The following is a 25,982-nucleotide window of genomic DNA, read 5'->3' on the forward strand; positions in this document are numbered from 1 at the left end:
AGGAATGCTGTCATGTATTCGCTGTACGAGAAGTTCGCCGCCATCGCGACGCACCGTCCCGACGACATCGCCGTGGACCTCAGGGACTGCCGGCTGACCTACCACGACATGCGCCTGGGCGCGGAAAAGCTGGCCGGCGCGATCCGTGAGTCACTCGGCCAAAGACCGAGGCGGATCGGGCTGTTCGCCTCCCGCAGCCCGCTGACCTACCTCGGCTACCTGGCCGTTCTGCGCCTGGGCGCGACCGTGGTGCCCATGAACCCGTCCTTCCCGATCGCACGCAACCACGCCATCGCCGAGGCGGCCGGGGTCGACCTCGTCCTCAGCGACGAGACGGCTTCCTGCCGGGAAGACGTACTGCCCGGCCGCCATCTGGGGCTCACGGCGCAGGCGGTCTTCGCGCTGCCGGAGCGTGCCGTCGAGCCGCTGGACGCGGCGCCGGACGACACGGCCTACATCATGTTCACCTCCGGCTCCACGGGAAGGCCCAAGGGCGTGCCCGTCCAGCACCGAAACGTGCTGGCCTACGCGGCGTACGTCGTCGAGCGCTACGGACTGGGACCGGGCTGCCGGCTGTCCCAGAACTTCGACCTGACCTTCGACCTGTCCGTCTTCGATCTGTTCGCGGCCTGGACATCGGGCGCCACCGTGGTGCCCCCGGGTCTGGACGACCTGATGTCCCCGGTCGACTACGTCAACGACCGCGGCCTCACCCACTGGTTCTCGGTCCCCTCCGTGGTGTCCTTCGCGCAGCGCCTGAAGACCTTGGCCCCCGGCAGCATGCCGGGACTGCGCTGGAGCCTGTTCTGCGGCGAACAGTTGACCATGGACCAGGCCATCGCCTGGCAACGTGCCGCACCCTCCGCGGCCCTGGAGAACCTGTACGGCCCGACCGAGCTGACTGTCAGCTGCTCCCACCACCGCCTCCCGGCGGACTCGGTGGACCCGCCCGCCACCTCCAACGGCACGGTGCCCATCGGCCGGTTGCATCCGTTCCTGGAGTCGATCGTCGTCGACGAGTCGGGCAAGCCGGCCACCGACGGGGAGTTGTGCGTCAGGGGAGTGCAGCGATTCCCCGGATACCTGGACGCCGCCGACGACGCGAACCGCTTCGCGGTCTTCGACGGCGTCGCCATGTCGTCCTACGACGGCACCGCGCCGCTCACCGATGACCACTGGTACCGCACGGGCGACCGCGTCCGCGTCGAGAACGGCACGCTCGTCCACATCGGTCGTATCGACAACCAGATCAAGATTCGCGGCTACCGAGTGGAGCCGGGCGAGATCGAGAACGCGCTGCGGCGGCACCCCGCGGTGCGTGATGCCGCGGTGGTCGCGATCACCCCCGTCGACGGTGCGACGGATCTCGCCGCCGCCTACACCGGAACCGCGGTCTCCGAAGCCGAACTCGTACGAACCCTCCGGGAGCGGCTTCCGCAGTACATGGTGCCGCGGCATTTCAGTTGCATGGAGGACCTGCCCAAGAACGCCAACGGCAAGACCGACCGCCTCGCTCTCACGGCGCGGCGATGGCAGAAGGACGGCTGAACTCGGGCCCACCGAAACGCCGATGGATTCCCTTCGCACGCCACATCCAGAGAGGGTCGGTCCGGGGAGAAATGGTGACTGGAGAATCATGGCTGCCGCTCGGCACACACCCGGACGCCGGTATCCGGCTCCTGTGCCTGCCGCACGCGGGTGCCGGGGCGAGCGTGTACAAACTCTGGGGAGAAGGCCTCCCGCCGGACATCAAGGCCTGTCCCGTGCAGCCTCCCGGACGGGAGCGGCGGCGCCGGGAGAAGCCGTTCACCGACGTGCGGCCACTGGCCGGGGCGCTGGCGAAGGAGATAGCGGAATCGGTACCGCCCCCGTATGCCCTGTTCGGCCACAGCACCGGCGCGCTCTGTGCCTTCGAGGTGCTGCGGGAACTGCGGCGCGCCAACGGGCCGTTACCGGTGCACTTGTTCGTGTCCGGCCGGTGCGCACCGCAGTTCCCGATGACGAGGCACGACCTTGCCGCCATGGGCCTGGCCGAGCTGACGGACTTCCTGCGCCGGCTCGGCGGAACGCCCGAGGAGGTCCTCGCCGATCCGGGCCTGCTCGAACTCCTTCAGCCGCTGCTGGCCGCGGATTTCTCCGTCAACGAGGACTACGCGTACGTCCCTGAGGACCCGCTGGACATTCCGATCACGGCGTTCGCCGGCATCGACGACCGGGGAGCCGGCGTATCCCGGATGGAACCGTGGCACGTGCACACATCGGAGAAGTTCACGCTGCACGCCCTCCAAGGGGGGCATTTCGCCGTTTTCGATCACGCGGCAGCGGTCCAAACCCACATGGTCGAAGCCCTCCTCGCGTATCGACAGTGATCGGAAAGGATCGTGAGCCGTGGAGTTGTCCCGAGCGGGAAACAAGATGGCGAGTCTGTCCGGCTTGCGGGGGATCATGGAGGACATCGCGACCTCCATGGGGACCTCCACCGGCAGACAGTGGCTCAACCTGGGAATCGGAAACCCCGCGGCGATACCCGAGGTCGGAAACGTCTGGAAGCGGATGACCATCCGCGCACTCGACGACTCCTTCGAAGACACGAGCTGCCGCTACGGGCCCTCACGCGGCCTGCCCAGGCTCATCGACGCGATCGTCGAGTACTTCAACGACCGGTACGACTGGGGCATCGGACCCCGGAATGTCGTCGTGGGCCCGGGCAGCCAGATGCTCTGCTTCATCGCCGCGGCACTGTTCACCGGCTCCGGGGACGAGCGCGACAGCACCATCGTCCTGCCGATGGTGCCCGACTACACCGGTTATCAGGGCCTCAACATGACCCCGGGAGGGATCGTCGGCGTCGAACCGCTCTTGCGGATACAGGACGCCGGACGCTCCTTCGGCTACCTCTTCGATCTGCCCGCCATCGAGCGCCAGAGGGACGTCGGGCTGATGCTGCTGTCGAGCCCGAGCAACCCCGCGGGGCGCTGCGCGACCCCTGACGAGATCGGGAGCCTGATCGCCGCCGCCGAGGCCCACGATGTACCGCTTGTGATCGACAACGCCTACGGGGCGCCGTTCCCGCGCATCGGGAACGCGATCACCGCGCCGGTTCGGCACGACCACGTCGTCCATTGCTTCTCCCTCTCCAAGGCGGGTCTGCCGGGCGAACGTCTCGGTTTTGCGATCGCGGACGAGCGATACATAGACCCGATCGTCTCGTTCCTCGCCAACTCCACTTTGCACGCTCCTCAGTTGGTGCAGTCGGCGCTGGCACTGGCGCTGAAGTCGGACGTCCTCGACACCTTGGTGGAGACCGCGATCAGCCCGTTCTACGCGCATCGCCGTAAATTCGTCGAGTCCCTGCTGTTCCAGAGCCTCCCGGAGGGCGTCGCCTGGCGACTGCACGTCGGCGAAGGCGGGATGTTCTTCTGGGTCTGGGTGGACGAGGACTGGTTCGATGACCTGACGCTGTATCAGAAGCTGAAGGAGCGAGGGGTCTTCGTCGTGCCGGGCCGGCATTTCTTCACGGACCCCGAGAACAGCACCGGCCTGGGTCGGCACCCCCGGCAGTGCTTCCGCGTCAGCATCACCCCCGACGCGGCCACGCTGGTCGCGGGTGTCGAGGTGATCGGGCAGACGCTGAGCGATCTGCACGCCGGGCGGACCCGCGTGCCCGCAAACCCCTGACAGCGAGGAGTGTTGCCATGGCCGACAGCCGTGAAGAGATGGTGGACGCCGCCTACGAGCCTCCGGAAGGGGAGCTTGAACAGGCGGTCGCGGACATCGTCGCGGAAGTGCTCGGGATAGACCGGGTGAGCCGCGGCGACAGCTTCTACGACTTCGGCGGAACGTCGCTCCAGGCGATCCGCATCTGTGCCCGCATCGAACTCAGACTGGGGCTGAAGGCACTCCCGCTGTGGCTCTTCTCCAACGACGTCCTGCACGAGTTCGTCGAGGAACTGCGCGTTCAGGCGGCGAAGACGCATGTCTGAGACGAGCGGAGCCGCTCCGCCGATCCACGCGTCCTTCTCCCTGCATGCCGCGGCACGCCCGGATGCTCCGGCAGTACGCCACGACGGCGAGGCGATCAGCTACGGAACCCTCGACGCGGCATCGGACGCATACGCCGCGGTGCTCTCCGCGCGCGGAGTCGGCATCGGCCAGATCGTCCCGCTGGCCCTCCCACGCTCCCCGCAGCTGATCGCCGTGCAGCTCGCCGTTCTCAAGTGCGGGGCGGCCTACGCGAACATCGACCTGGGCTGGCCGGACGAGCGCCGGGCAGCGATCTTCGCTCAGACGGCGCCCAAGATCGTCGTGACCGGTCCCGCCGACGTCAGTGCGGGAGACGCCGGCGTTCTCCCCCTGGAGGCCGAGGACGTGAGGGACGTCGCCGCACGCGCACCGGGCTTCACTCCGGCGGCTGTCACCCCCGCCGATCCGGCGACCGTGTTCTTCACCTCCGGTACCACCGGCGGCCCCAAGGGCGTGGTCGTCCCGCACCAGGCCGTGACGCGGCTCTTCGGTGAGGGAGGGCTGGACGGCTTCGGACCGGGGCACGCCACTCCTCAGGCAGCGGCGATCGCGTGGGACATGTACGCGTTCGAGCTGTGGGGGCAGTTGAGCAGCGGCGGATGCGCGGTTTTCGTACCAGGGGATCACCTGATGCCGGGCTCCCTGCGGGAGTCGATCCGTCATGCGGGCGTGGACACCCTGTGGCTGACCACCTCGCTCTTCAACCTCTTCGTCGACGAGGACGTGGATTGCTTCGCCGGCCTTACGCACGTGCTCATCGGGGGCGAGAAGCTCTCGCCCGCGCACGTCCGCGGCTTTCTGGCACGCCACCCGTCGATCCCGCTGCGCAACGGCTACGGCCCCGTCGAGAACTGCATGCTCACCACGACCCACCTCGTACAGCCCGAGGACTGCGACATCGCGGAGGGCATTCCGGTGGGCAGCGATGTGCCCGGCACCACCGTGCACATCCTGTCGGAGACCGGCATGCCGTGTGCGCCGGGCGAGATCGGCGAGGTGTGCATCGAGGGAACTGGTCTTGCGGTCAGCTACCTGGACCAGACGCAGATGACGGCCGAGAAGTTCCCCACCGTCCTCGTCGACGGCACCCCGGTCCGCATGTACCGCACCGGAGACCTGGGCTTCAGGGACGACCATGGCGTGCTGCACTTCCGGGGCCGCCGGGACCGGCAGGTGAAGATCAGCGGATACCGGATCGAGCTGGCCGAGATCGAGATCGCCGCCCGGGCCGTCGACGGCGTCCGTGAGTGTCTCGTCGTCACGCTCGGCGGTCCGGACGGCCAGATCAGCGGCCTCGCTCTGTTCTACGTGGCGGAACAGGCGGACAGCAGCGCCGACTCACACACCGGGAACGGTCCCGACGAGCATGCAGTACGGAAGGCGTTGACCCGGGTCCTGCCGGGCTACCTCGTTCCCGGGGTCGTACGCAGGCTGGACCGCTTCCCGGTCACGGCGAACGGCAAGGCCGACCAGGCCGAACTGCGCAGGCTGGCGAAGAAGTCCCGGCGCGGCCGGCCCTGACGCGAGGAAGAGGTTGGGGACGGTGGTCACCGCCTCGGAGCGCAGTTCCCAGGACGAGACGTCGTTGAGGAAGTACGTGTCGCCGTTGGCGGCCCGCACCTCGGCGTCCAGGTCGAGGGGCGGGTCCAGGAACCAGGAGTGCACGATGCCGTCGGACAGTCCCGCTCCTGGACCGAGCCGTACGCGGCGACCCGGGGCGACGGCAAGGTCGCCGAGTCGTTGTCCGTGACCTTCCGGTATGCCGGAGCGCCCGAGCAGCAGCGCGCGGCCGGGACCTGAGCGCGCGATGGGCTTACGCGCACCGATCGCTCGTGTCACTCTGATTGGGGTCGCGCGGAACGCAGGCGAGGCGCGGCGGCCTCGCGCGGCAGTGGGAACACTGAAGCCGCGCCGATAACCGGGGGAAAGAGCTGTGATGCCGATGTGTACGGCCTTACGTACGCCACCGCCGTCTGCCCGCGTGGCACCGACCGATCTGTGCACCGAAGCGGAGCTCGGGCCCGTACGGGTCTCCGTGCTCCGCTTCGCCGATGCCGTCTGGCACCGCGTCCCGTGTGACGAACCGTGTGCCTGGCACCTGGCGCTCGCGTCGGACGGCCCGCTGGTGGTCGGCTCCTGCCGGCGCGACGTCACGCGCGTGGAGCCGGGCTGCTTGGTGCTGTGGGAGCCGTCAGGGCTGTTCGCCGCGCGGTCGGCCGAGGTGCCCCCGCTGCGGCCCACCCGGATGACCGTGCTGAGCGTGCCGCCCCGGACGCTGCCCGTACCGTACGAGGTGCTGCGCGCCCTGGTCGTACGGCCGTTGGCGGCGACGACCGGTCCGGGCGCGCTGCTCGCGCGGTTCCTGGACGGGCTCGCGGGGCAGGCGTCCGACGTCGACGCCGTACAGGCGGCGTGGCTGGGGTGGGCGGCGGTCAATCTGACCGTCGCGTTCTTCGCCGGTACGGAGGCGCCGCCCGACGAGGGACTGGCGCCCTCGCGTCAGGGCGCGCTGGTGCACGAGGTCAAGGGGTACATCGACCGCCGTCTGGGCGATCCCGAGCTGTCGCCGAAGACCATCGCCGACGCCCACCACATCTCGGTGCGCTATCTGCACCACCTCTTCCAGCAGGACGGGCTGACCGTCGGCGGGTTCGTCCGCGAACGGCGACTCGGGCACTGCCGGGCCGACCTGGCCAGCCCGCGTGTGGCCGAGCTGAGCGTCGGCCAGGTCGGGGCCCGGTGGGGGTTCACGGACGCGGCGGTGTTCGGGCGGACGTTCAAGAAGGCGTACGGGGTGGCGCCGGGGGAGTACCGCAGACGGTGCGCGCTCGCCCAACATGCCTCCTGAGCACCCGGCTCGACATCCGTCAAGGTCCGCGGAGGGCGGGCCAGGTGTCCTCGCCGACCATGCCGTCGACGTGGAGGTTGTGGCCGCGCTGGAACTTTTCCACCGCTGTCTTGGTGTCGGGACCGAAGTCCCCGTCGACGCCGGACGGACCGATGTCGAACCCGCGGGCCTTGAGGATGCACTGCACCTCGCGGACCCGGTCGCCCTTGTCGCCGTACTTGGTGAGGGCGGTCCCCGAGTAGTACCGGCAGGAAGCCCACGGCCGCGGCTTGGAGGTCGTCCGCGGGGGCGGCTTCGGGGCGGCGGTGACGACCTTGGTCGGCTGCGGCTTCTGACTGCCCGGGGCCGGGGGCGGGGCGGGCACGGGGTTTCCTCCGGCGCCCGGGGCCGGCTGGGCCGTGACGGTGGCGGGGGGTCGCTCCGCGGTGTGCCGCGCGGACGGCTTCGCCGACGACGCCTGATGCGTGCGATGCGGCGACCGCGACGCCGAATGTGTGGCACCGGCCGGGGACTTGGACCCGGCCTCGCGCACCGCGTTCCCGTGGGGGACGGCGAAGGCCACCGCCAGCGCGGCCACCGCCGCGACAGCCGCGGACGCCGCCAGGACCAGGGCGCGGCGCCGTCGCCGCTTGGGCTTCTCGTCGACCGTCTGCTCGGGCGTTCCTCGGCGTACGACCGTCAGCTGGTCCATCGGCGAGACGGCCGCGGTCCGGCCGCGCCACGCGGCCCGCGCCGTGATCACCTCCGCGATCGGCCCGGGCCACTGCTCGGCCGGATCGTGCTCCCGCGCCTCGTCGGCGACCTGCTGCGGGGTGGGGCGCGCGGCGGGGTCCTTGTCCAGGCAGCGGCGTACGAGAGCGGCGAGCGCCGGATCGGACTCGGCGACCCGGTCGACGACGTCCGTGCTCGGCTGCTCATAGATCACGCTGTGCAGGACGCCGCCCGACGACCCCTCGCCGAAGGGCGCCCGGCCGGTGGCCGCCAGGGCCAGCACCGAGCCCAGGGAGAAGACGTCCGAGGCGGTGGTGACCTCCCGGCCGCCCGCCTGCTCCGGGGACATGTAGGCGGGGGTGCCCACGGCCTGGCCGGTCATGGTCAGCGCGCTCGCGTCGGTGGTGTGGGCCACCCCGAAGTCGATGACCCGTGCGCCGTCCGGGGCCAGCAGGACGTTCGACGGCTTGAGGTCGCGATGGACGATCCCGGCGGCCTCGATGGTCGCCAGCGCTTGCCCGATCTCGTACGCCAGTCGCCACACCACCGGCGCGGGCAGCGGGCCGTGACGGCGCACCACGTCGTCCAGGCCGAGGCCCGGGACGAAGGCGGTCGCCATCCACAGCTGCTCGTCCTCGTCGAACCCGGAGCCGAGCAGCCCGGCGGTGTACCGGTCGTGGACCCGCCGTACGGCCTCGACCTCGCGCTCGAAGCGGCGCCGGAAGCGGGAGTCCTCGGCGTACTCCGGCCGGATGACCTTGACGGCGACCAGATCCTGCGTCCCGTACGGGGCCGGCTGTGACTCGTCCGCCGCGGCTGCCCGGCAGAGGAACAGCCGGCCCATCCCGCCGCCGCCCAGCCGGGCCAGCACCCGGAACGGTCCGATCGCCGTGGGGTCCGTCCGGCGCAGCGGCTCGGCGCCGAGCCGTTCGAGGTCGGCGGCGGTCAGCTCCGTGGTCCAGGGGTGAGCGGGGTCCGGCTCAGGCAGCATCGTGCGGCCACCCGCTCACGCGCCGCCGGCGTGCGCGATGTTGGTGAGGATCTTCTGCACCTGGTGCTGGAGCTGCTCCAGCGACGCCTTCATCCGGTCCAGGTCGCCCTTGGCCTGCGGCCACACCTCGCCCCGGAACTTCTGCGCGAGCGGCCCGTCCCAGTGGTTGGGGTCGCTGAGCTGCTGGCCGTGGCTGTTCAACTGCTGGATGAGGCCGGGAAGTTGGTTGTTGATGAGGCTCAGCATCTTGGTGGCCTCGGCGTGTGCGAAGTCGGTCGACTTTACGGTTGCCATGGTGATGTCACTCCTGGGTTGTCATGGGCGGAGAGCGCAAGTCCGTCGGCGCTCGGCGTGGTTGTCCCGGAAGCACCTCGTCACCTCGTCACCTCGGCGTCGGGCTGGGCCCGGGACCTGGTGTCGGGGTGCGGAGCTGGGGTGGCGGCGCGTCCCCCGGCTGCCAGGGGCGCAGGGCGTCGTTCAGGAACTCCGGATGTTCCGCTGACCACTTGGCCATGTCGTTCTCGAAGTGGATGTCCTTGCCCTGCTTGCCGCGAAGGTATTGCTCCCAGGTTCCCGGGTCGCTGTCCTGGCCCCTGCCAGGGGTACCGCCCTGGTACACCTGGGTGAGCAGCGGAATGTTGTCGCGGGGGTGGTAGCGGCCGTATCCCGCGCGCTCCGTGGCATCAGCGTTGGCGCGCATGATCGCGGCGATGTATCTGATGGACCCTTCCTCGGTGCTGAGGATGCGTTCGCGCTCCGCCAGGCTCACGCGGGGCATGTATCCGTGCTCCTCGACGTACTTCACCAGAGCAGTGTTCATGTGCACCTTGCCGGGGCCGACCGATGTCCTGGCCCCCACCGGCGATGTCGGTGGAATCGGGTTGTACGGGTGCACGTTCACCAGTGCTTCCCAGGCGATGGCGGCGACGATGGCCCGCGGATCGATGCCCTGTCTGCGTGCCTCTTCGTTGATCGTCTGTTGGTGTGCCTCGATCCAGCTCAGCACGGCGTCCGCGCGGCGGGAGTACTTCGTGCCGTTCGGATCCGTGTACGGGAGGGTGTAGCCGTACGCGTCCTGGAGCTCGTAGGAGAGGTTCATGGGCGGGGGTACGAGATCCCAGACGCCGTCGGAGAGTTGGGGCTGGTGGGGCGGCACGGGCGGCTGGCCGGGCCGGGGGCTCGGCGTGGCGACCGGCTGCGCCGCCCGCTGCTCCAGGATCTTGTAACTCGCGTTCACGGCCTGGTCGGAGGCGGACAGCGGCGACTTCGGATCGCGGACGGCGACATTCCCGTGCTGCGTCGACATGAACGCCAGGCCGGCCATCCTGACGTTGCGGTCGGTGTAGAAGGCGGCGGCGATCTGCCGGGCCACGTCCGTGTCCAGCGCGCTGCACACCACGGCACCGGCGCTCGTCTCGTACTCACGCATGGCGGGTGTCAGCGCCGTGCGGACCCACGCCTGGAACTGGTCCGCGCCCACCGTGCACGCGGCGGCGTAGCGGATGAGATGTTCCGGGATCGCCGATACCGTGCTCATGCTCCGCTGGCACCTACTCCCCGTTCTTCTGATCCGCGCGGGCCGCTTCGGTAGCGCTGTTCACCCTCGCCTGCAGCGAGCGCGCGGCGTCCTTGAGACCGGCGAACGCGGCCTGTTGGCGGGCGTACTCGTCCTCGAACTGTCCGCGCTTGGCCCCCTGCCAGTTGTCGCTGTGCGGGGAGCCCAGGAGACTCTGGCGCTGGGTCGTACGAAGCCAGATGAACCAGTCCAGCTTCGCCACGAGTTGAGACAGCTGCTTGCTGAGCCGGTCGGCGGCACCGAAGTCGTACTCGCGTGACATCAGCCGATTCCCCCTATGCAGCGCACAAGGAGATTCTTCGGCGCCGGGGCTTCCGCTGTCATTGACCTCGGGCGCACAGGGGTTTGCATTGCGTGCAACGTCTGTATGTCACTTGGCCAGTTGTACGCCGCCGGCGACGCCGTCGGTGACGAGGTACCCGCGTCCGGGCACGGCGGCCAGCCGGTCGTGGCGGGGCAGTTCGGTGGAGAGCAGGTCGCCGTCGAGGTCGTGGTCGGGGGAGAGCAGGATGCCGCAGCGGCTGTCACGGGCGGGCTGGGTCCAGTGGCCGTACAGACGGCGCAGGGCGTCGGCACGGCCGGCCGCGATGAGATGGCGGCCGGGGGTGACCGCGGCCAACCAGCTTTGTAGGACACCGAGTTCGTCCTCCACCGTGTCGGCGTCGTCGACAAGCAGCAGGGTGGGGCCGGGGCACTCGGCGAGTGTCTCCTGCAGGGTGTCGTACGAGAGGACGATCGTCGCCGTGCCCGGCGGCAGGTCGCGCAGCGGGGAGCGGCGCGGCGCGAACGCCACCACGGCGGGCGGGGATTCGGCCGCTGCCACCAGGCGGGCCAGGGTGCACAGGGCCGTGGAGCGGCCGGAGCGCTGCGGGCCGGCGATCAGGGCGTGCTCGTGCTCGTACAGCCGCAGCCAGGCGCAGCCCAGGGTGGCCGCGTCCAGGCCGACGGGGAGCTGCCAGGGGTCGCCGTCCGCCATCGCCGGGTCGGTGAGGGCGGTGAGCGGGAGCTCCGTGGGGAGCAGGCCGACGCTCGGGACGGTGGCGGGCGCGCCCGCCCAGCGGGCGGCAACCCCGGCCACCGCCGTTTCCAGGTCGTCACCGGGCCAGGCCAGTTGGACCACCTGCCGGTTGGCGGTGACGAGCGCGCGGCCCGGTACGTACGTCGGAACCGCCGTGCGCGGCACGTCGAAGTACCCGTACTCGCCCGGGTCGGCCAGCCTCATCAGCAGCTTGGCCTGGGTGAGCGCCGACCACGCCGACGGCACCGCACCCGACCGGTCGGCGGTGACCGCGAACCGTATCCCGACGGCCGGCCCGTCGGCGTAGACCCGGGCCAGCTCGTCGATCAGATTCATCCCCGACATGTCCTTGTCGAGGTCCGACAGCAGCGCACCGAGGTTGTCCAACAGCACCAGCCACTGGGGGGATTCGGCCTGGACGCGGGCCTTGCGGGCGTCCAGCTCCCGGCGCAGCAGCCTGATCAGCCGGACCTGGCGCTCGCGCTCGGCGGCCCCGATGTGGGCGCCGCTGTGGGGGAGTTCGGCCAGCGGGGCGAGGCCGCCCGCGCCCATGTCGAGGGCGAACAGGTGCAGTTGGTCCGGCGGGGATGCGCCCGCCCCCGCGAGTGCGAGCGCGGCCAGCGCGCTGGTGGTGCCGGAGCCGCCGGCGCCGTAGACGAGGACGTTCCCGGCCCCCGGGTCCCAGCCCACGGCGTACTGCCGCTGCCGGTCGGGGTCGTCGGCCAGTGCCCAGGAGGGCAGCCCGGCGGCCTCGGTGTGCAGGCCGCGCTCGGCCGTCGCGGGCAGGTCGGCGGTACGGATCACCGGGGGCAGCGGGTCGGGCCAGGGGCGGCGGGGCGGGGCGAAGTCCACCAGCCGGGACGCCTCGCGTGCGGCCGCGACCAGCCGCCGCAGGTCCGTCTCGCCGCCCTCCTCCCGCGTACGGTCCGGACCTCCGTCCGGGAGACCCAGGGCGAACGGCACCACCGTCACCGGCGCGGTCACCGCCGCCTGCGGGGTGACCCCGGTGGACAGTGCCGTCTGCACCGGCAGTACCTCGCGAGCGCTGAGCCGGTAGTACGCCCGCCCCCACTGGCGGCTGCCGATCCCGGCCGACGCCGGGCTGTCGATCACGTCCAGCGAGTCACCGGTCGACTCCAGACGCAGCGCGATGCGCAGCTTCACGTTGTTCTTGATGGCGTCACTCACCGACCCGGCGGGCCGCTGCGTGGCCATGATCAGGTGGACGCCGAGGCTGCGACCGCGCTGGGCGATGCTCACCAGCGCGTCCACGAAGTCCGGCAGTGCCTTGACCAGAGTCGCGAACTCGTCGATGACGACGGCCAGTCGGGGCATCGGCTCCAGATCGCCGTGCCCGGTGTCTCGCATCCGCTGGTAGTCGCGGATGTGGCTGAGGCCGACCTCGCGCAGCAGGCGCTCCCGGTGGTGGATCTCGGCCTCCAGGCAGCGCAGGGCGCGTTCGCCGAGCTGCTCGTCCAGGTCCGTCACCAGGCCCACGGTGTGCGGCAGTCGGGCGCACTCGTCCAGCGCGCCACCGCCCTTGTAGTCGACCAGGACGAAGGTCAGATGCTCGGGGTCGGCGTCGACCGCCATACCGGCGATGAGGGTCCGCAGCAGCTCGCTCTTGCCGGACCCGGTGGTGCCCGCGATCAGGGCGTGCGGCCCGTCGTCGTCCAAGTCCACGCTGAACAGGTCCCGTTCGCTCACCCCGAGCACCGCCCGTACCCGCAGCGCCGACGCCCGCTTCCGCCAGCCGTCGGCGACCGCCGCTCCGCTCACGTCGTCCAGGTCGAGCAGCGGCAGCAGCGAGACGCGGTCGGGCAACCCGGCGCCCTCCACGCGCAGTTCGGGATCCTCGAACCGGGCCAGCGCCCGCGCGGTGGCGCGCGCCGCCGCCTCTGGCATGCCGCCGAGCAGGACGTGCGAGACGACCTCGCCGGAGGCCACGTCGCGTACGCGCCCGATGCCGTCGCCGGGTGCGGTGACCACCGTGGTGCACAGGGCCGGCAGCCGGTCGGTGAGGACGATGCCCCCGCACCGCACGGAGGAGGCGCCGCCGTGCCCGTACCCGGCGAGCAGGTCCCGCAACGGGCACGGACGGCCTTCGAGCAGCGTGGCACCGTCCACGACCACCAGCAGAACGGGCCCGTGACCGTTGTTCTCCGCATCCCTGTCAGGCTCCGCCTGCTCCGCCGCGGCGGAACTCAGCGCGCGCGCCAGCGAGTCGGCCTGATCCGGACCGACGGCCACCAGCCGGGCCGTACCCGACGGGGCGTCCGCGCCGTGCGGCAGCCACTTCGTCCAGTCCCAGTCCGCGATCCGGTCGTCGTCGGCGAACACCGCGACCGTCACGTCCGCCGGGCCGCTGCCGGTGACGGCCTGACACAGCACGGAGCGCGCGACCGCCAGGCACGTACGCCGGTCCCCCTCGAACCCCACCGCCTCGCCCGCGCCGACCCCGGCCACGGCGGGCACCTGGGGCAGGACGGAGTACGACGCCAGGATGTCGGCGGCCTGCGGGGCGGGCGGCTCGGTCGAGCCGTCGTTCAGCGGCGGTGTCCACGGCAGGTCGGCGTACCCGACCACGACCCGCAGGAAGTCCGGCGCGCCGGGGCGCCGCTCCCACAGTGCGACCCCGGGCGCCGTCGCGCGGTGCACCACCTCGGCCGGGTCGGGGTGCGCGGTGCGACGCGTGCGGATCTCCGCCGCCCGCCGGTCCGTCACCTGCCGCTCGAACTCCGTGAGCCGTACGGCGTGATCGCGCATGCCGCGCCGCAGCGTGGAACGGCCGCGCATCCGCTCCTCGACGAAGTTGCCCAGGAACATCAGCGGCGTCAGCGCCGCGATGGCCGCGTACCGGATGTCGTGGGTGAGAGCGACGATCCCGGCGGCCATCGCCAGCGGCCCGAGCATGCTGGCGATGCTGAACGGCGCCTTCTCCGAGCGTCGTGGCGCGTTCGGTACTACGATCCGCGGCGGGTCGGCCGAACGCCCGCCGCGCGGCGCCCGATTGAAGGGCAGCGTGCCGCCCGGGCTGACCTCTCTGAGCGGGTTGACGTGCTGGACGGCCCCGAGCCGGTCCGGCGGCAGCACGCGCAGCAACACCTCGCCGCCGAGCGAGACCAGGTCGTCGGCGTGGACCGGAACCCCGGCCCCGCGGACCCGCTCGCCCCCGACGTCCGTACCGTTGGCCGACCCGAGATCCGTGATCCGCACCCGCCCGTCGGCGGCCACGTCGAGCGCGGCATGCAGCCGGGACACGCCACTGGCCACGACCCGTACGTCCGCCTCGGCGCCGCGCCCGAGAACCGTCCGCCCCGCCGGGAGTGCCACACTTCGCCCGGCCTCAAGTCCGCCGACCACCCGCAGCACGGCGGCCGGCCTGCGCGGTCCGGCGGCCTTCGCCGCCCCGCCGGCACCGGCGACCCGCGCTCCCTGGACGAGGCCCGACTCGTTCAACACGGTCTCCGGCGGCGCCACTCGTCCATCGACGCTCAGCCCGGTCGCGGACACACCGAGGGCGGACGCCAGGTCGGCCAGCGTGGCATCGGGTCGCCCGACACGCAGCTCCAACTCCCGCTCGGACACCCCATCGCCATAGACGATCCGCACCGCGCCTGCCTCCACCCTCCGCGCGTACACCACCGGCGGGTCGAGCCTGCCGCATGGCGAGGTTAGGGGCATTGACCGCGCGTGCAGAGTCATTGACTCCGTATGCAATGAGGGGCGAGACACGGCAACGGGTCGTGCCTCTACGGTGTTTGATGGTCCCGCCGGTAGGCAGGGCGCGACAGATCAGTAAAGTGCTGTCCTGTGGCACGCGTAAGACGTGTGATGCATCGGCGGACCAGCACGTTCGTCGGATCGAACTGTTCGTGCCGTCGGCCCGGCGGTCCGGGTCCACCCGCGAACCGGACGCCTCTCCCACCTCTCTGGCGCTGCGGCCGGCGTTGGTCGCAGCGGCGTCCCACCCCACCGAAGCGCTGAATGGCCGATCAGGCGGCGGATGACCCGAAACCTGCGATGAGGGACGGATGGCGAGGTCCCAACGCCAGTCAATGGAGGTCTCGGCGGAGCACAGTCGCCGTGCGGCCTCGGCCAGCGTCAGACCCTGGGTCAAGGCGAGGACACGTGTGCGATGTCGATGGAGTCGCCGCGGAGCCGGTCGGCGTCGAGACAGCGTCGGATGCGGCTGAGTCCAGCACAGGACTCAACTCTCAGCGGAACGCGCTGAACGACAACGCCAGCAGATCGCCTTGCCGGAGGCCCGGCGCCGGCTACCGGATGAACTCCGCGATGTCCTGGGCCGCGGTCAGTAGCAGAGGCGCCAGCTCGCGCACGCGCTGAGGGGTGAGCCGGTCGTTGATCGCCGTGATGGTGACGGCCATGTACGGGTCCGAGGACTTCGAGGGGATCGGAGCCGCCATGCCGGACACACCCGGCATCACGGTGTCCCGGTCGAAGCAGTAGCCGCGCTCGTGGATCTCGGCGATCTGCCGGCGGACCGCCGCGGCGACGAGGTCGCCGTCCAGGGCGTCCGCTCCCATCAGGCGCCGCAGCGGCTCATGCACCAGCAACTGCGCGTCCACCGCCTCCGGCGCGTGCCAGGACAGCAGGGCGATACCGGCGTAGGTGACTCCCAACGGAACGGTCTCGCCCGCCTCCACGAAATGGGCGCGGATCGGGTACGACCCCTCGGTGCGCAGCAGATAGTGCACGCCGTCCGGCCGCCGGATGGCGACGTAGACGGTGTCGTCGGTCTCCTCGGCCAGGCGGCGGGCCGTCTTCTCGATGCCGGCGAGATCGTGAACCGGTGAGGGCGCGTTGAGCCCGAGCATGTACAGGGCCGGTCCGAGTCCGTACCGCTTGCCCAGCCGCTGCTCGACGAAGCCGGTGTCGACCAGCTCCTGGAGGATGCGGTGCACGGTGGGCCGTGCGATGCCCGTCTCATGGGCGAGGTCGAGCAGTCGCGCACCCTGAGGACCGTGCCGGGCCACCGTGCTGAGGATCGTGGCCACGCGGGCGACCACTTGCGTCTTTTCCGGTTTCATGAGGCCTCCCGCTGCCGCCCCTGTGCTGAGGGCATCCTGTCCGAAAATTCAAAGTCCGTTTAATGGACTTTCTCATTCCCTCTGCTGTTCGCCGGTCTCCCTGTACTTTACACCTCTTGACATCGACGCACGCTAGACGTCTTATCGAATACACGATCTGAATGGTTGCCGAGTCCATTTAATGGACTTCATTTTCCTGTACGTATTCCGTAGAACACGGAGGAGCCGCTATGAGCCGAGTCGAGCTGGCAGCCGGAGTCGTCCAAGGGACTGTCGCCGTCGATGGGGTCGAGGTGCGTTACTTCGACTCCTCCCCGGAGTACGTGGCCGGGGAGCACGACCGCGACCCGATCGTGCTCGTGCACGGGACCGGCGGCAGCACCAAGGCGCACTACGGCTTCGCCTTCCCCCTGCTGGCCGCGCGGCAGCGCGTCGTGGCGCTCGACTTCGCCCAGCCGGTACCGACGGGCGGCACGCTCACGCTGGAGCACCTGGAAGCGCAGGTCGCCGCGGTCATCGAGGAAGTGCTTCCCGGGCGTGCCGTCACGCTCGTCGGGTACTCACTGGGCGCCGTCGTCGCGGCCACGGTCGCGGCGCGCCACAGCGAGCTGGTGCGGAACCTCGTCCTGGTGGCCGGTTGGATGAAGACCGACACCCAGCAGGAGCTCCGTAACAAGGTGTGGCGGCGGTTGCGCGAGGAGGGCTCCTCCGCGCTCAGTGAGTACATGGCCTTCTGCGCCTTCGGCGGCCCGTTCCTCGCGGCGCGCACCTTCGAGGAGCTCGCGCCCGCCTTCGCGGCCTTCGGCCCGAACGGCTTCGGCGACCTCCAGATGGAACTGAACCGGGCGATCGACATCTCCGACCTGGTCCCCGCCATCAAGGCCACGACCCTCGTCATCGGCTGCACGCACGACCAGATGGTGCCGAAGCGGCACAGCAAGGCGCTGTTCGGCTCGATCCCCGACGCCCGCTACACGGAGATCGAGTCGGGCCATGCGGTGGTCGCCGAACGCCCCGCCCAACTCGTCCAGGTCATCGACCAGTTCATCGAGGAGCCGTCGCGGCACGCCGCCGGAGCCATCGTCCCCACGGCACGCCCGTAAGAGCCAGGACCAGAGACGGAGAACGCACATGACCGCAAGCACCACCCCGCAGGACGCCCGCACCGCCGGCAACTCTCACACCGACGTCGACATCGTCGTCATCGGCACCGGTTTCGCCGGTCTCGGCATGGGCGCACAGCTCAAGCGCCATGGCCGGGACTCCTTCGTCCTGCTGGAGCGCGCCGACGACGTCGGCGGCACCTGGCGGGACAACACCTATCCCGGCGCCGCCTGCGACATCCCCTCGCACATCTACTCCTTCTCGTTCCGGCCGAACCCCGACTGGTCGCGTATCTTCTCCCCTGGGCCGGAGATCCAGGAGTACCTGCGCGCGACCGCCCGGGAAGAAGGGCTGATGCCCCACATCCGGTTCGGCGCCAACGTCGAGGAGGCGCGGTGGGACAGCACCACGCAGCGCTGGACGGTCACCACGTCCAAGGGCATCTTCACCGGGCGTTTCCTCGTGACCGGCACGGGACACCTCGCCGACGAGAGCCTCCCCTCGATCCCCGGCCTGGCGGACTTCAGCGGCGAGGTGTTCCACTCGGCCCGCTGGAGGCAGGACGTGTCTCTGGAGGGCAAGCGGGTCGGCATCGTCGGCTCCGGGGCATCCGCCATCCAGCTCGTCCCCGAGCTCGCCGAGGTCGCCTCGGAACTGGTCGTCTTCCAGCGCAGCGCGCAGTACATCAAGCCGCGCCCGGACCGCGCGTACTCCGATACGGAGAAGCGGACGTTCCGCCGTGATCCGGAGGCGATCCCCGGCCACCGCGCGGAGCTGTTCTGGACCAACGAGTCCGGGTACGCGGCGCGCAGGGCCGTTCCCAACTACCTCGCCGAGGACAAGACAGAGGCGCTGCGACACCTCCAGCGGCAGGTCGCGGACCCCGAGCTGCGCGCCAAGCTGACGCCCGACTACGAGTTCGGCTGCAAGCGCGTCCTGATCTCCGACACCTACTACCCGGCGCTGACCCGGGACAACGTCACCCTGGAGGCCTCCGCACTGGCCCGCGTGGAGGGCGACAAGGCCGTATCCGCGGACGGCAGCGTCTTCGAGTTCGACGTGCTGATCTTCTGCACCGGGTTCGAGACCACCGAGCCGCCCTACGCCCGCCTCGTGCACGGTTCGGACGGCCGCTCCCTGGCGGACCACTGGGCGCAGGGAATGGAGGCCTTCGCGTCGACGACGGTCACCGGTTTCCCCAACCTCTTCATCATCAACGGACCCAACACGGGCCTCACCCACAACTCGCTGGTCTACATGATCGAGACGCAGGTCGACTACGTCCTCGGCGCCCTCGACTGGAGCGAGGTACACGGTGACGCCGTCCTGGAGGTCTCCGCCGAGGCCCAGCAGCGCTATGTGACGGAGCTTCAGGAACGCACCGCCGGCACGGTGTGGGTCGGGAACGGCTGCAAGAGCTGGTACGTCGACCAGCGCAGCGGGCGCCTGACCCTGGTCTGGCCGGACTTCGCGCACGCCTTCCGCTACCGGAACGGCACGTTCGACCCGGCGCCGTACACGGCAGCGGGCAGCCTCGCGGCGGTGTGATCGCGCCGTGAGCCACGGGCGGCGTCCGTACCCTGCGGGCGCCGCCGGCCTCGGCCGAACCAGTCCGGGGCTCGCGGCTTGTGCGGGGAGCACGAGTTGCCCGCTCACAGGACCCGGCCTAGCTTTGATGAGGGGCATTCGGTCGACGGGGAGACGCGATGGCGAACAATATCCCTGCCCAGGATGTGGTGAAGCGGGCTTTCGCGATGCCTTTCCACAGTCCCGCTTACCCGCCTTTTCCCGACACGTTCCTCGACCGGGCTTCACTCACCGTGACCTATCGCTCCGACCTGGACAAGGTCGCCGCTCTGGTTCCCGAACCGCTCACGGTCACCGAGCCCGTCGTCAGCATCGCCTTTCTGTTCATGAGAGCGCCCAAGCTGGGCGACTACTACGAGGTCGCCCAGAGCATCAGAACCGAACTCGACGGCGAGCAGATCCTGTTCCGCCCCTCGATGTACGCGGAGAGTGTCGCCGCGATCATGGACGGCCGCGAAATTCTGGGACTCCCCAAGAAGTACGGCCAGCCCATGCTGCGTCTGGTGAACGACACACTCCTCGGCACCCTGGAGTACGGCGGAAGCCTCGTGGCGAGGGCGACCATGGGCTACGGCTACGAGGAAATGGACCGGGAGAAGGCGAAAGAGGCCGCCGGCGCGCCGGGCGTCGTCCTCAAAATCATTCCGCACGTGGACGGAAAGCCGAGAATTCTCGAACTCGTCCGGTTCGCCTACGAGAACGTGACGGTCAAGGACGCCTATACCGGGCCCGGAACACTGGAGCTTTTCCCGCATGCGCTCGCCCCGCTCGCGGAGCTGCCGGTGCGGGAGATCCTCTCCGTCACCCACACGGTCTCCGACGTCACTCTCCAATGGGGAGAAGTGGTCCACGACTACCTGGCGTAGCGGGTGAGGGGAGCATGCTGCATGGCGAGCGTGTCGCACATCGACATCGGGGCGCTGGAGGAGCGGTTGCGGGCCGAGGTCGACGGGGAGATCCGGTTCGACGAGGGCTCGCGTGCCGCCTATTCCACGGATGCCTCGAACTACCGGCTGGTGCCGCTCGGTGTCGTCGTGCCTCGCACAGTGGAGGCGGCGGCGCAAGCGATCAGAGTGTGCCGGCAGTTTGATGTCCCGCTGCTGTCCCGCGGCGGAGGGACGACCCTGTCGGGACAGACCACCAATGCCGCGGTGGTGATCGACTGGACGAAGTACTGCAACCGGCTGATCTCGGTGGACACCGAGGCGCGCACCTGTGTCGTCGAGCCGGGCATCGTACTCGACGATCTCAACGCTCAACTGAAGCGGTATGGACTGCAGTTCGGTCCGCAGCCCGGCTCGCACGGGCAGTGCTCGCTGGGCGGCATGATCGGGAACAACTCCTGCGGCGCCACGGCACAGAAGTACGGCAAGACCGCCGACAACGTGCGCCGTCTGGACGTGCATACGTACGACGGAATGCGTGCCTGGGTCGGGCCGACGTCGGACAGCGAACTCGCCGAGATCGTGGGGGAGGGCGGACGCCGTGCTGAGGTGTACCGGCGACTTCTCGAACTGCGCGATCGCTGTGCGGACGAAGTCCGGCGACGGTTCCCGGACATCCCGCGCCGTGTCTCGGGCTACAACCTCGACTGGTTGCTGCCGGAGCACGGCTTCGACGTCGCCCGGATGCTGGTGGGCAGCGAAGGGACCCTGGTGGCGGTGCTCCGGGCGGAGCTGGAGCTCGTTCCCGTCCCCGAGGCCCGCACGCTCGTCGTGTTCGGCTTCCCCGACATCGTTCAGGCCGCCTCGGCCGTGCCCGAGGTCCTGGAGCACTGCGATCCCGTGATGTTGGAAGGCTTCAGCGGTGAACTGACGGACCTGATGCGCCCGCAGCACATGTACCTGGACAACCTGACCCTGTTCCCGGCCGGTTACGGCTGGCTGATGGTTCAGGTCGGTGCCTCCACGCCGGACGAGGCCAACGCCGAGCTGGACCGGCTGATGGCAGGACTCGGTAAGACGCCCGATGACCCCGACGTGACCGTCGCCCGCGGACCGGCGCAGATGGCGAAGATCCTCATGGCGCGCGAGGCGGGGTTCGGCGCCGCCTACCGGCCGCCCGGCGATCTGCCGGAAGGCTGGAACGGCTGGGAGGACTCCGCGGTCCCACCCGACCGGCTCGGCGAGTACCTCCGCGATCTGTTCGCCCTCTATGAGGAAAGCGGGTACGAACGCCCCGCGCTCTTCGGCCACTTCGGTCACGGCTGTGTGCACACCCTCAGCCCGTTCCGGCTGAGGACCCCCTCCGGCCTTCGGCAGATGCGGGAATTCATGTTCGCGGCGGCCGACATAGTGGCCTACTACGGAGGGTCGGTCTCCGGTGAGCACGGCGACGGACGCTCCCGCAGCGAACTGCTTGAGCACATGTTCGGCGAGGACATCGTGCGGGCGTTCTCCGAACTCAAGGCGATCTTCGATCCGTACCACCGGATGAACCCCGGCATCATCGTGTCGCCGGACCGGGTCGACGAGCACCTCAGGATCAGTCCGGACTACCGTCCGGCACACCCCGAGACCTCGTTCCGATTCCCCGACGACCGGGGCGACTTCACGACGGCCGTCTCACGGTGCATGGGCATCGGCAGGTGCCGCACGAGTACGGGCGGCGTGATGTGCCCCTCCTACATGGTCACCCGCGAAGAGGAGCACTCCACACGGGGACGGTCGCGTCTGCTGTTCGAGATGATGCAGGGGCACGACGACTCCGCCGTTCGCGACGGCTGGCGCTCGGAGGCGGTCAAGAACGCCCTGGACCTGTGCCTGTCCTGCAAGGGCTGCAAATCCGACTGCCCGGTCAGTGTGGACATGGCCACCTACAAGGCCGAGTTCCTCTCCCATCACTACGCAGGCCGGCTGCGCCCCGCGGCGCACTACTCGATGGGCTGGCTGCCGGTGGTGTCCCGGCTCGTGCAGGTCGCGCCGCAGCTGGTCAACACCGCCATGCGTACCCGCGGCGTCGCCGACCTCGCCAAGAGACTGGGCGGTATCGCACCCGAGCGGCAGCCACCCGAGTTCGCGACGCAGACGTTCCAGGACTGGTGGCGCGCTCGCCGCGTCACCGAGCCCGTGCCCGGTCGGCAGGGCGCCGTCGTGCTCTGGCCGGACAGCTTCACCAATTACTTCCAACCGCAGGTCGCACAAGCGGCGGTGCTGCTGCTGGAGGACGCCGGATACCGGGTCGCGGTACCCGACCGACCCGTCTGCTGCGGTCTGACGTGGATCTCCACCGGCCAACTCAAGACCGCCCAGCGGATGCTGCGCCGAACGCTGCGGGTGCTTCAGCCCTGGATAGAGGCGGAGACCCCCGTCGTCGGTCTGGAGCCCTCCTGCACGGCGGTGTTCCGCTCGGACGCACGTGACCTCTTTCCGAACGACGAGCAGGTCCAGCGTCTGCAGAACCTGACCGTGACCCTGTCCGAGCTGCTCACCCGTGACGGGCCGCTGTCTGGGTGGACCCCGCCCCGGGTGAACCAGCCGGCGGTCGTACAGACGCACTGCCACCAGCACGCGATCATGGGTTTCGACGCGGACAGGGAACTGATGCGCCGATCGGGCATCGACGCTGATGTGCTCGACTCGGGCTGCTGCGGTCTGGCCGGCAACTTCGGCTTCGAGAAGGGCCATTACGAGGTGTCGATGGCTTGCGCGGAGCGTGTCCTGTTCCCGGCCCTGCGCAGCGCTCCGCAGGATGCGCTGGTGCTGGCCGACGGCTTCAGCTGCCGTACCCAGATCGCTCAGGGGCTCGCCGACCGCGACCCGCGCCACCTCGCCGAGGTGCTCGCCGCGGCGATACGTCCCCTCAACCGGTCGACCGGCGGGGAGTCGTAGCACGCAGCCCCGTCCCACCGATGAGGGAGAACATCATGCGCGTCGCGAACGTCGCCGGCCGGCTGTCCTTGCTCTACGGCGACCGGGCCCTCGACGTGGGACGGGCCAGCGGCGGCCGTCTTCCCTCGGACCCGGGCGCGGCGTACGAGAATTGGGACGAGCTCACACGCTGGGCCGCGTCGGTGAACGAAGACGATGCCGAGCCCTTCGACGAGAACCTGCTCGGGCCGCCGGTTCCCCAGCCGCGCCAGGTCTTCGCGATCGGGCTCAACTACCGAGATCACGCTGCGGAAACCGGTCTGGCACTCCCCGATGCGCCATCGGTCTTCACCAAGTTCCCCAGCTGTATCACCGGCCCTCGCGCGACCGTCGAACTCCCCAGCGGCACCGTGGACTGGGAGGTCGAGCTGGTCGTGGTGATCGGCCGCCGTGCGCACCATGTCGCCGAGGGCCACGGATGGGACCACGTCGCCGGACTCACCGTCGGACAGGATCTGTCCGAGCGAACCGTGCAGCTGTCGGGCCCGCCGCCCCAGCAGTTCTCACTCGGCAAGTCGTATCCCGGTTTTGCCCCCATCGGCCCCGCCGTCGTGACGCCCGACGAGCTGGACCAGCCCGACGACCTGGCGATCGGCTGCTCCGTCGACGGTGATGTGCTGCAACAAGGCCGCACCGGCGACCTGGTCTTCTCCGTCCCCGAACTCGTCGAACGCCTGTCGGCGATATGCACACTCCTGCCGGGCGACATCATCTTCACCGGCACCCCCGCGGGCGTCGGCATGGGCCGCACACCCCCGCGGTATCTGACGGCGGGAAGCACCCTCGTCAGCGAGATCGAAGGGCTCGGCCGACTCCGCACCCCGCTCGTGGGCGCGTCCGAGCCCTGACCGGCACCCCTCGTGCGCCTACGGTGAGCACGTGGCACGAACGTCGTCGTCAGATTCCCGTGATGGTCACTGCCCTCGACCGAGCCGTTGGCGGCTGCCACGGGTGAACTGGCCCGCCTGGCTCCCCACATGGTCGGGGGAGGCCATGACGCGTGCCGTACTCGCGGCCGTGATCGTTCCAGGCGGCCTCTGGCTGTCGCTCGAAGTCCTCGGTTCCCGGCCGATGGCGCTGTTCGCGGCGTTCGGCGGCTTCGCCACGACCGTGGTCGCCTCGTTCCGCGGTACGCGCCACCACCGGGCGGTCGGCCATCTCGGCCTCGCGGTGATGGGCAGCGTCCTGCTGGTGGTGGGCACGGTAGTCAGCACTTCCACGCTCGTGGCCTCGCTCGTCACGCTGCCCGTGGCCTTCGTGTCCTACTTCGCGGGCATCGCCGGCCCCAACAACGCTTCGGGGGCCTTCGCGGCCCTGCTGGCCTACGTCCTCGCCGCGGCGACCCCCGCCCCCACGAGCGTCCTGCTCCCCCGGCTCGAAGGCTGGTGGCTGGCGTCCGTGGGGGGCGGTCTCCTCGTGCTGTTGCTCGTGCCACCGGCCACGCCCCAGCTTCGTCTGCGGGGCGCGTGTGCCGACGCGGCCCGCGCCCTCGCGGACCACATCTCGGCCGCTCTCGGCACCCGAACCGCCGACACAGCCGACACCGTCGACGCCGCGGCTTCGAGCCGCGAAGCCGTCGACGCCCTGGAAGGCATGTTGAAGGCCTTCATCTCCACGCCGAACCAACCCGGCCGGATCGCGACCGTCGACCAAGCCATGACGGACGTCGTGGGGCAGCTGGAGTGGTGCGCGGGGCTCGTTCTGGACGGCGTACGGCGCTGCAGCGACCTGATCCGGGCCGCACCGTCCGAACGCGCGCTGTTCGACGAGTGTGCCCGGACGCTGCGCGAGGTGGCCTCCGCGCTCGACGGCGCCGACCCCGCGTACGACCTCACCGATCTCGAACAAGGCCGCGCGGCAACGCTTGCCCGTCTGCACCGGATCGAGGAGGAGCACGACGGTCACGCCGACCGCACCACCGTCCTCTTCTACGCGCTGGCGATCTCCGCGGCCGTCCTCAGGATGGCCAACGACGTGCGGTTCGCCGCCCGGCCGCCGACGCCGCGTGCTCGTGTCGTCCGCCGCCGTGTCTGGCTCGACAGGGGCAGCAGGGACCGGCTGCGCGGTCGCCCTGTCACGGCGGCCGCTCTGGTCACGGTCGTTCTGCGCAACGCCAGTTTGCGATCTGTGTGGTTCCTCAACGCCCTACGGATGGCCGTCGCGCTGTCGACGGCGGTCGCCGTGGTCCATCTCACCGGGGTCCAGAGCGGGTTCTGGGTTCTCCTCGGCACCCTCTCGGTGCTGCGCACCAGCGCGCAGTCGACGGGCGCCGTGGCGCTGAGCACCGTCGGCGGCACGGTCGTAGGCGTGGCGGTCGGCGCGGCGCTGCTCGTGGCCATCGGTACGTCCCACGAGGCCTCCTGGGTGGCGCTGCCCGTGGCCGTCTTCGTCGCCGCGTACGCCCGTGGCATGGTTCCCGAGGTGGTGAACCAGGCGGCCTTCAGCGTGCTCGTCCTGGTGCTGTTCAACCTGCTGGCACCGGCGGGGTGGCAACTGAGCCTGGTGCGGCTACAGGACATTCTCATCGGTACCGGCGTCGCCCTGGTGGCCGGGGTGCTCGTCTGGCCCCGTGGCGCGGGGACGGTCGTACGCGACAACATGGCCGACACGCTGCGCATCGGCGCCGCTCATCTGACCAGGGCCGTCGAGTACGCCCTGGGGCTGCGCGCCGATCCGGGGCAGTCCTCGACCGAGATCTTCGCGGTCGCCTCGCGGCTGCACGACGCGCTCAGGGCGTATCTCGCCGAGCCGGGGTCGAAGCGGATGGACAAGCAGGACTTCTGGCTCCTGGTTGCCGGAGGGGTCAGGCTGCGCCTCACCGTACGGGCTCTGGAGGAACTGGAGCCGGTGGAGCCCTCCCCGGACCCCGAGTGCCGCAGGCTCGTGCGCCATGCGGCAGCCCTGACCGACTTCTACACGCGCCTCGCGGACCACCTCGCCGACCCGGCCGAGCACCCCCTGCCCGCTCGACCGCCCACGCCGCTGCGTCAAATGCCGCCCCTCGACGGCGACTCCGGCGTGGAGCCGGTGCGTACCCGATGGGTCGCACAGCACCTCGGCTATCTCGATCAGCAGGCCGGGCGTCTGGCCGAGCCCGTGGGGCATCTGGCGAGCCTTCAACACCGGCCCTGGTGGCGCTAGAGAGACGGCGGTTCGCTGCGCGCCGGACGCAGGCGGCACCGACATCGAGTTGATCCTCCCGGT

Annotated in this window: 19 protein-coding genes; 13 read left to right on the forward strand and 6 right to left on the reverse strand. The window is 70.2% G+C overall.

All coding sequences use genetic code 11. The features are described from left to right. Positions 1 to 12 precede the first annotated feature (12 nt). From ABZ910_RS30790 to ABZ910_RS30820, 7 genes are all read left to right on the forward strand, one after another. Positions 13 to 1,548, forward strand: a complete 1,536-nt coding sequence (locus ABZ910_RS30790) for an AMP-binding protein (RefSeq protein WP_361371412.1) — start codon at positions 13 to 15, stop codon at positions 1,546 to 1,548. A gap of 71 nt (positions 1,549 to 1,619) precedes the next feature. Further along, on the forward strand, positions 1,620 to 2,369 hold the full coding sequence (locus ABZ910_RS30795) for a thioesterase domain-containing protein (protein WP_361371415.1): 750 nt from the start codon (positions 1,620 to 1,622) through the stop codon (positions 2,367 to 2,369). Between the two features lie 19 nt (positions 2,370 to 2,388). After that, a complete protein-coding gene (locus ABZ910_RS30800; protein ID WP_361371418.1) occupies positions 2,389 to 3,678 on the forward strand; it encodes an aminotransferase class I/II-fold pyridoxal phosphate-dependent enzyme in 1,290 nt (429 codons plus the stop codon). A gap of 17 nt (positions 3,679 to 3,695) precedes the next feature. Continuing rightward, positions 3,696 to 3,983 carry a phosphopantetheine-binding protein gene (locus ABZ910_RS30805; protein ID WP_361371421.1) on the forward strand — a complete coding sequence of 96 codons (288 nt, stop codon included), beginning with the start codon at positions 3,696 to 3,698 and terminating at the stop codon, positions 3,981 to 3,983. Beyond that, positions 3,976 to 5,544: an amino acid adenylation domain-containing protein gene (locus ABZ910_RS30810; RefSeq protein ID WP_361371424.1), complete on the forward strand. Its 1,569-nt coding sequence runs from the start codon at positions 3,976 to 3,978 to the stop codon at positions 5,542 to 5,544. The genes ABZ910_RS30805 and ABZ910_RS30810 overlap by 8 nt, the downstream gene beginning before the upstream one ends. A 138-nt stretch (positions 5,545 to 5,682) precedes the next feature. Next, positions 5,683 to 5,823, forward strand: a complete 141-nt coding sequence (locus ABZ910_RS30815) for a hypothetical protein (RefSeq protein ID WP_361371427.1) — start codon at positions 5,683 to 5,685, stop codon at positions 5,821 to 5,823. A 181-nt stretch (positions 5,824 to 6,004) separates the two neighbouring features. After that, positions 6,005 to 6,871, forward strand: coding sequence for a helix-turn-helix domain-containing protein (locus ABZ910_RS30820; protein ID WP_361371430.1), 867 nt, complete (start codon positions 6,005 to 6,007; stop codon positions 6,869 to 6,871). Between the two features lie 19 nt (positions 6,872 to 6,890). On the opposite strand, the gene ABZ910_RS30825 is transcribed toward ABZ910_RS30820, so the two are convergent. The 6 genes from ABZ910_RS30825 to ABZ910_RS30850 form a co-directional block, all read right to left on the reverse strand. Further along, entirely contained in the window at positions 6,891 to 8,573 is a 1,683-nt protein-coding gene (locus ABZ910_RS30825) for a serine/threonine-protein kinase (RefSeq protein WP_361371433.1), read from the reverse strand. Between the two features lie 15 nt (positions 8,574 to 8,588). Next, positions 8,589 to 8,867, reverse strand: coding sequence for a hypothetical protein (locus ABZ910_RS30830; protein WP_361371436.1), 279 nt, complete (start codon positions 8,865 to 8,867; stop codon positions 8,589 to 8,591). An 88-nt stretch (positions 8,868 to 8,955) separates the two neighbouring features. Next, positions 8,956 to 10,110: a hypothetical protein gene (locus ABZ910_RS30835; RefSeq protein ID WP_361371439.1), complete on the reverse strand. Its 1,155-nt coding sequence runs from the start codon at positions 10,108 to 10,110 to the stop codon at positions 8,956 to 8,958. A gap of 13 nt (positions 10,111 to 10,123) precedes the next feature. After that, entirely contained in the window at positions 10,124 to 10,411 is a 288-nt protein-coding gene (locus ABZ910_RS30840) for a hypothetical protein (protein ID WP_361371442.1), read from the reverse strand. A gap of 108 nt (positions 10,412 to 10,519) precedes the next feature. Beyond that, a complete protein-coding gene (locus ABZ910_RS30845; RefSeq protein ID WP_361371445.1) occupies positions 10,520 to 14,779 on the reverse strand; it encodes an FtsK/SpoIIIE domain-containing protein in 4,260 nt (1,419 codons plus the stop codon). Positions 14,780 to 15,444: 665 nt separating this feature from the next. After that, entirely contained in the window at positions 15,445 to 16,218 is a 774-nt protein-coding gene (locus ABZ910_RS30850; protein WP_361371447.1) for an IclR family transcriptional regulator, read from the reverse strand. A 230-nt stretch (positions 16,219 to 16,448) separates the two neighbouring features. Here ABZ910_RS30850 and ABZ910_RS30855 point away from each other — a divergent pair, with 230 nt between their 5' ends. The 6 genes from ABZ910_RS30855 (at position 16,449) to ABZ910_RS30880 (ending at position 25,919) form a co-directional block, all read left to right on the forward strand. After that, entirely contained in the window at positions 16,449 to 17,321 is an 873-nt protein-coding gene (locus tag ABZ910_RS30855; protein ID WP_361371450.1) for an alpha/beta hydrolase, read from the forward strand. A 28-nt stretch (positions 17,322 to 17,349) separates the two neighbouring features. After that, on the forward strand, positions 17,350 to 18,870 hold the full coding sequence (locus ABZ910_RS30860; protein WP_361371453.1) for an NAD(P)/FAD-dependent oxidoreductase: 1,521 nt from the start codon (positions 17,350 to 17,352) through the stop codon (positions 18,868 to 18,870). Positions 18,871 to 19,028: 158 nt separating this feature from the next. Continuing rightward, a complete protein-coding gene (locus ABZ910_RS30865) occupies positions 19,029 to 19,775 on the forward strand; it encodes an acetoacetate decarboxylase (RefSeq protein WP_361371456.1) in 747 nt (248 codons plus the stop codon). 21 nt (positions 19,776 to 19,796) lie between these two features. After that, complete coding sequence (locus ABZ910_RS30870) at positions 19,797 to 22,739, forward strand: FAD-binding and (Fe-S)-binding domain-containing protein (RefSeq protein WP_361371459.1); 2,943 nt, start codon at positions 19,797 to 19,799, stop codon at positions 22,737 to 22,739. Positions 22,740 to 22,774: 35 nt separating this feature from the next. Further along, positions 22,775 to 23,626 (forward strand): fumarylacetoacetate hydrolase family protein, encoded by an 852-nt coding sequence (locus ABZ910_RS30875; RefSeq protein WP_361371462.1) that lies wholly within the window; start codon positions 22,775 to 22,777, stop codon positions 23,624 to 23,626. Positions 23,627 to 23,771: 145 nt separating this feature from the next. Beyond that, positions 23,772 to 25,919: an FUSC family protein gene (locus tag ABZ910_RS30880; protein ID WP_361371465.1), complete on the forward strand. Its 2,148-nt coding sequence runs from the start codon at positions 23,772 to 23,774 to the stop codon at positions 25,917 to 25,919. Positions 25,920 to 25,982: the final 63 nt, after the last annotated feature.

Source organism: Streptomyces sp. NPDC046805 (genome assembly GCF_040645355.1).
Classification (GTDB): domain Bacteria; phylum Actinomycetota; class Actinomycetes; order Streptomycetales; family Streptomycetaceae; genus Streptomyces.

Excerpts from the sequence above, each read along its gene's own strand:
- ABZ910_RS30790 (WP_361371412.1), top strand. The coding sequence starts at position 13 with ATGTATTCGCTGTACGAGAAGTTCGCCGCCATCGCGACGCACCGTCCC.
- ABZ910_RS30795 (WP_361371415.1), top strand. The coding sequence starts at position 1,620 with ATGGTGACTGGAGAATCATGGCTGCCGCTCGGCACACACCCGGACGCC.
- ABZ910_RS30805 (WP_361371421.1), top strand. The coding sequence starts at position 3,696 with ATGGCCGACAGCCGTGAAGAGATGGTGGACGCCGCCTACGAGCCTCCG.
- ABZ910_RS30810 (WP_361371424.1), top strand. The coding sequence starts at position 3,976 with ATGTCTGAGACGAGCGGAGCCGCTCCGCCGATCCACGCGTCCTTCTCC.
- ABZ910_RS30825 (WP_361371433.1), bottom strand. The coding sequence starts at position 8,573 with ATGCTGCCTGAGCCGGACCCCGCTCACCCCTGGACCACGGAGCTGACC.
- ABZ910_RS30830 (WP_361371436.1), bottom strand. The coding sequence starts at position 8,867 with ATGGCAACCGTAAAGTCGACCGACTTCGCACACGCCGAGGCCACCAAG.
- ABZ910_RS30835 (WP_361371439.1), bottom strand. The coding sequence starts at position 10,110 with ATGAGCACGGTATCGGCGATCCCGGAACATCTCATCCGCTACGCCGCC.
- ABZ910_RS30840 (WP_361371442.1), bottom strand. The coding sequence starts at position 10,411 with ATGTCACGCGAGTACGACTTCGGTGCCGCCGACCGGCTCAGCAAGCAG.
- ABZ910_RS30850 (WP_361371447.1), bottom strand. The coding sequence starts at position 16,218 with ATGAAACCGGAAAAGACGCAAGTGGTCGCCCGCGTGGCCACGATCCTC.
- ABZ910_RS30855 (WP_361371450.1), top strand. The coding sequence starts at position 16,449 with ATGAGCCGAGTCGAGCTGGCAGCCGGAGTCGTCCAAGGGACTGTCGCC.
- ABZ910_RS30860 (WP_361371453.1), top strand. The coding sequence starts at position 17,350 with ATGACCGCAAGCACCACCCCGCAGGACGCCCGCACCGCCGGCAACTCT.
- ABZ910_RS30865 (WP_361371456.1), top strand. The coding sequence starts at position 19,029 with ATGGCGAACAATATCCCTGCCCAGGATGTGGTGAAGCGGGCTTTCGCG.
- ABZ910_RS30870 (WP_361371459.1), top strand. The coding sequence starts at position 19,797 with ATGGCGAGCGTGTCGCACATCGACATCGGGGCGCTGGAGGAGCGGTTG.
- ABZ910_RS30875 (WP_361371462.1), top strand. The coding sequence starts at position 22,775 with ATGCGCGTCGCGAACGTCGCCGGCCGGCTGTCCTTGCTCTACGGCGAC.
- ABZ910_RS30880 (WP_361371465.1), top strand. The coding sequence starts at position 23,772 with ATGACGCGTGCCGTACTCGCGGCCGTGATCGTTCCAGGCGGCCTCTGG.